1 protein-coding gene and 1 pseudogene are annotated in these 6000 nt (G+C 31.6%); one reads left to right on the top strand and one right to left on the bottom strand.

Annotated elements, in window-relative coordinates; genetic code table 11:
• Positions 1-437: 437 nt before the first annotated feature.
• Positions 438-1337, bottom strand: coding sequence for a plasmid replication initiator RepA (gene repA, locus ERCISPPA3004_RS03380; protein WP_232037600.1), 900 nt, complete (start codon positions 1335-1337; stop codon positions 438-440).
• 2466 nt (positions 1338-3803) lie between these two features.
• On the opposite strand from repA, the pseudogene thiC reads away from it, so the two are divergent.
• Positions 3804-5612: pseudogene (gene thiC / locus ERCISPPA3004_RS03375) on the top strand (phosphomethylpyrimidine synthase ThiC); the annotation flags it as partial.
• Positions 5613-6000: the final 388 nt, after the last annotated feature.

The following is a 6000-nucleotide window of genomic DNA, read 5'->3' as shown; positions in this document are numbered from 1 at the left end:
ATAGATAAATTCTTTTAAAGAAACAGGATTGCTAGTTGTTAAATCAAAAAATTTTAAACCCTTCTTAATAAAATTTACTTCCCTTTATGACATTTATCTATTAATAAAAAGATACATATGTATCTTTTTATTAATCAAAATAGAGTTCTATTTTGAAGATAGAGTTATGCACAATTTTCTTTCTTGTATTAATTCTTTTTCTGTATTTTTTTATTACAGTATATTTGCATCTATTTCTTAGAATGCATTTAACTAAAAAACCCATTTGCATTAATATGTGGATAAGTCAAAATTCTTCTATAAAAAAATGGTCTTTAAACCTATTTAGTGTGAAAAGAAAAAAAATTAAAAAAAATAGATTAAAAATTTAACAGTGGCATGATTAAGGGCAAAAAAAACCCTACGCATTTAGCGTATAAATTTTTTACATTTATAGATTATCCAGTCCCTGGGGTGTTACTCGCAAGCTTGCACATTGCATGATAGCGATATGTAATCATCCGGTTTAACTCGATATACCCCATTGCACCAAGCTCTTCTACTCGGTAAATTTTTACTAGATCTTTAAGAATACTCCCTCTAGCTTTCCTCTCGTCCATGGCTTCAAGTTTTTTAGCGCGGCGATATTGCTTACCCCATGCTAATTTCTGAGTTCGAAACTCAAACGCTCTTCGAATATGCTCTGTCTTAGCCCGGCGACGTGCTTCAGTTAGGGTAATCGGTCCTTCTCCTACTTTTCGTAACTTTTGATTCTCCCAGGACAATTGCTGTTTTTGTGCAGATAGGTATTTACCATACTCATAATCAATTAAAACAAAAAATAATTTAGTAACCCATATCATATTTGGAATATAAGAGCCAGTCGTCTTGTCCCATATGCGGTCACAAAAAATAGCGCCAATAGCCTCAAGATGCTCATTAATAGCACGACTTGTACGGCTGTAGCATGGTTTACCCGCTGTGTTATAAGTCGTTAAACCACATGCATCAGAAATTTGCGCTAAAGACATATGAACCTTTCCAGTCACAATATTTACATGCGCTGCTAAACATTCAATGATAGCATCAATTGCACGGGCACGATGCGAATTCATCGCCCGCTGATTATTCAGTACTGAGTGAGTAATAGGATGATAACGAGGCGCTACCCGCCAAATTGGGTGTTTTGAAGGAGCGTTCGTACGAGCTGCCTTGCGTATCGCACAAATTATGCGAGGAGGCTTTACATTTTCTTTTGGTGGACGATAACATGGATATGGATTGTTAACATAACAATGCGCTTTGGACATCCGAGGTTTAGCCTGAGAGGCAGTAAAGAAACTTAAATTATCCACCACTCCCTGCACTTATGGCAGAACTAATAGTGGAAGTGTGATTAAACACTTGATTGCTAGCGTTCATTCGGCCAGTATCCTTCTTGAATACGTTCTTGAACGACTCGTAAAGCCCTGATAGTGAAGTCTGCCGAGATCACCCTATCCAGGTTCTTTGCGTTTGGGAAAATGAGAATTTTATTTCTCTTTCTCCCGGCACCTGCTCACTATAGGGAAGCGTCCTGTACAGCAGAATTTATCCGTATAGTCTTCATAAACTAGTTGAAACTCTATCATATGGTTAATGACAAACTTTCTATTTTGGCAGAATTTAGTTTAAAAGCGGATCAGCGAGCTGTTCTATCGCTGTGACTGTATTAAGCATTAATTAAATATTATGAAGGAAACTACTATATAGTCACCCAAAATTTTTATTTATTCAACTAATCCAGTATATTTCTGGTAAAGATTTTAATTTTCATGGTGATAACATGATTTTTTCTCATCTTGGTGGCTTATTTTCTCAGAGTAACTTCCTGGATAGCCACTAAATTATATTTAAAATATATATTAACGTAATTTTATGCCAATTATATATGTTTTAGCTACAAAATAATAAACTATATAATTCTTTTTCTTGTTTTAATACATTAAGCTAAAATTTCTTTTCTTTCTTTTGACTCAACATAGATCATTAATTTATCGTGCTGATACAGAAAGACAGATAATCTATTTAAAATTAACCTATTAAAACCTATTTTTATAATTATAACGTAAATCATCCGATAAATCATATGTTTATATTAAAAATAATTTTCTCTAGATTATCTACGGGAAAAATATAATTTTACTATATTATATTTTATATTAGTGCTTTAGTAGTTAGCCTGCAAGAGATCTGTGGACACCTAAGTTAATATTGTCCATGTAAGTAACAAACTTAAACCGCAGAAAATAAAATCTAAAGCCTCTTGTTATTAATAGGTTATTTAAAAAAATATTCAAAAATTTTTTCATTAAAACATAAAACATCAGATACATAATTTATTCAATCACTTACATTAAGATACAGGATTGATTTTGTTTGTTATTATGCATCACTATGTCTACATATAAAATATTTTTTCTAAATACCATCAAATTAAATTAAATTATTTACATACAATAACAATATAAATTTATATAATCATATTATAATAATTGTTTATTTATAGCAAAATAATATTTTTTTATCAATGTGGCAATAAAAATATGTTATTAGCAATTAAACTTCTATCCAGATAAATAATTAAACGACTTGTTTCCAAAAAACGCAAAAAAACTATAGATTTACCTTCGATAGTATAAGCTGATAAATATTTGACGCTCAATAGATAAAGTAAAATTTATTTTTATTTATTAGCCTTAACTAACAATTATGTTTTGGTTACACTCTACTTGATCTAAATCAGTGATTTAGGTTTTGTCAATAGATTTTTATTCAGATCGAGATATAAAGTATCTCATAAAGAAAGATTTTATATCTTTCTGCACAATTTATTCTCAAGATTTTCAGAGTAATTGGACTTACCTTTTAACAAAAAAAACATCACACTGAGATTATATATAGCGCAAAAGCAATAAAAACATATATTCCACATCTGGATTAAAATTTATATTTATTTATTATATACTATAAATATTTATTTCCAAATATCAATAATCTACAAAACACTTTTAGTGATGTCAAAAAAATCCCATCAAAAAACAGAATATTAACAGAAAGACTCTAAATTATTAATTTAAAGGTATAAATTATCTTTCTGCAAATAAAATAATATTAAGAATAATTTATCTTAAATGCTGAGTACAGTATACAATAACAGTGGTGTTTTTTAAAAACTCTTTATCAGCCTTAATACATTAAACTGATAAAATCTAAAAATATTTGTATTATTGATTGACACATAATTCATAATCTCTACTTGATCATAAAATAATTTAAAAAAACCCCGAATAATAATGAAACTCTCAAGAAATATTTTTCTAAATAAAAATTTAAAAATAATTTAAAGTATAACATACAATTAAGAACATTTTCCATCAAAATAAAATTTACTATTTTATAACATCATTGCACTATACCAAATATAATTGCATTATATTAAATTAATTTCAGTGTAATACGTAGGTATGCATATCAATGTCAACAAGAAGATATTACTTATTTTGTGTAAAATTTTTATATCACTAAGTATACAGAATCTAAAGTATTGACCTCTAACATTAAATTTTTTACATATAGATAACCTTTTTATTCTCAGTCACCACTTACTCTTATCACAGAAATTTTGAAGAAGATATAAAAACTAACATAATATTGATGTCATAAAAAGAATAAAAGATGGAGAGTATGCTCACGTGATCAATAAATCTAATTATATCTAATATGAGATAATTTTACTTTATATATAAGAAGCACTTCCTATAATTTTTTTTGAGGAACTGATGATGTTATCATCACAAAATTTTAGCTCGCGTCGTGAAAACCGTAAGAAAGCGAAAACTTTCATAGAATCTATAACAAGTAGCACTTTCCCTAATTCTACGAGAGTTTATCTAAAAAGTGCTTGCTCAAGCAACGTACGAGTACCTATGCGTGAAATACACCTCAGTCCTAGTCCGATCCGAGGAAAAGATAAGAATATCACCTACGAAGAGAACGCACCAGTTCTAGTATATGATACCTCTGGTCCTTATGGAGATCCAGAAATAGCCATAGATCTAAGTTCTGGTATTCATCGGCTGCGCTCGAATTGGATTGATAATCGTCAAGACAGTGAATATGTCACTGAACTGACTTCGAGTGAGAGAAAAGCGCAAGATGACATGTTAGAAATGAAAAATATGCGCTTTACAACGTTGCATCATCCTCGTCGTGCAAAAAAATACCGTCGTGTTACTCAGTTACATTATGCCCGTGCGGGATTAATTACTCCTGAAATGGAATTTATCGCATTACGTGAGAACATGTCGAATAGCCAAATGAACGGTGATCCTCTAACATTACAACATCCTGAAAAACCTTCTGGCTCAGCAATACCTAAAAATATTACTGCAGAATTTATTCGCAGAGAAGTGTCGGCTGGACGCGCTATTATCCCTGCAAATATTAATCACCCTGAGTTAGAGCCGATGATTATCGGTCGTAACTTTTTAGTGAAAATCAATGCTAATATTGGTAATTCTGCGTTAACTTCCTCGATTGAGGAGGAAGTAGAAAAATTAGTATGGGCTACTCGCTGGGGAGCCGATACTGTTATGGATTTATCTACAGGTCGTTACATTCATCAAACTCGTGAATGGATTCTAAGAAATAGTCCGGTTCCTATTGGCACTGTACCTATTTATCAGGCATTAGAAAAAGTCCATGGCATAGCAGAAAACTTGAGCTGGGAGATATTTCGTAATACATTGCTAGAGCAAGCACAACAAGGAGTAGATTACTTTACTATTCACGCTGGTGTTCTCTTGCGATACATTCCCCTGACCGCTCAGCGTTTAACTGGTATCGTTTCGCGAGGTGGATCAATTATGGCTAAATGGTGCCTGACACATAATCAAGAGAATTTTCTTTATAAACACTTTCGAGATATTTGCGAATTATGTGCATCTTATGATGTATCGCTTTCTCTGGGGGATGGTTTACGTCCTGGTTCAGTACACGATGCCAATGATAAAGCGCAATTTGCTGAGCTTTATACCTTGGGGGAGTTAACTAAAATTGCCTGGGAATATGATGTGCAGGTTATGATTGAAGGTCCAGGTCATGTCCCAATGAATATGATTCAAAAAAATATAACCGAACAAATTGATCATTGCCATGACGCACCATTTTATACCTTAGGTCCTTTAACTACTGATATTGCTCCAGGCTACGATCACTTTACTTCTGGTATTGGTGCTGCGATAATTGGCTGGTTTGGTTGTGCCATGTTATGTTATGTAACTCCAAAAGAACATCTTGGCTTACCAAATAAAGAAGATGTTAAACAAGGACTTATTACCTATAAGATTGCTGCTCATGCGGCTGATCTCGCTAAAGGGCACGCTGGTGCACAAATTCGTGATAATGCCATGTCAAAAGCACGCTTTGAGTTTCGTTGGGAGGATCAATTTAATTTAGCGATAGATCCTATTACTGCACGTGCCTATCATGATGAAACACTTCCAAAAGAATCTGGTAAAAGCGCGCACTTCTGTTCTATGTGCGGTCCAAAGTTTTGCTCTATGAGTATCTCCCAAGAGATCCGTGACTATATGAATTAATGATGTTAAATAATTAAATTTTTTAAGCTAGTTAATATAGAAGTGATATTATCACATTTAGAATAATAGAATTACATAACTCCTAAATGTTTTATATACAAAAATCTATCTATTTCTATACGTTGCATAATGCACTAATACAGAGACATAAAAGAGATTTTTATATTATTTAATATTCTATATCAAGGAAGTGATATTATTAGCATGATATGAGAAATATTCATTTATTCAGTTCATGATATTCCACATTATTATAATATGAATTGACATTATGCAATATTAGCGCATGCCTTAATATATAATGATTCATGCCTTTATATATTATATAATATATAAAGGACCTCAAAAGTTTATTTCTTTATATTTTTATAGTCATATT

The sequence above is a fragment of the Candidatus Erwinia haradaeae genome (assembly GCF_900698995.1).
In the GTDB taxonomy this organism is placed as follows: Bacteria; Pseudomonadota; Gammaproteobacteria; order Enterobacterales; family Enterobacteriaceae; genus Erwinia_E; species Erwinia_E haradaeae_C.
The sequence above is the reverse complement of the archived record's forward strand: the minus strand, read 5'-3'. Positions and strand labels throughout refer to the sequence as shown.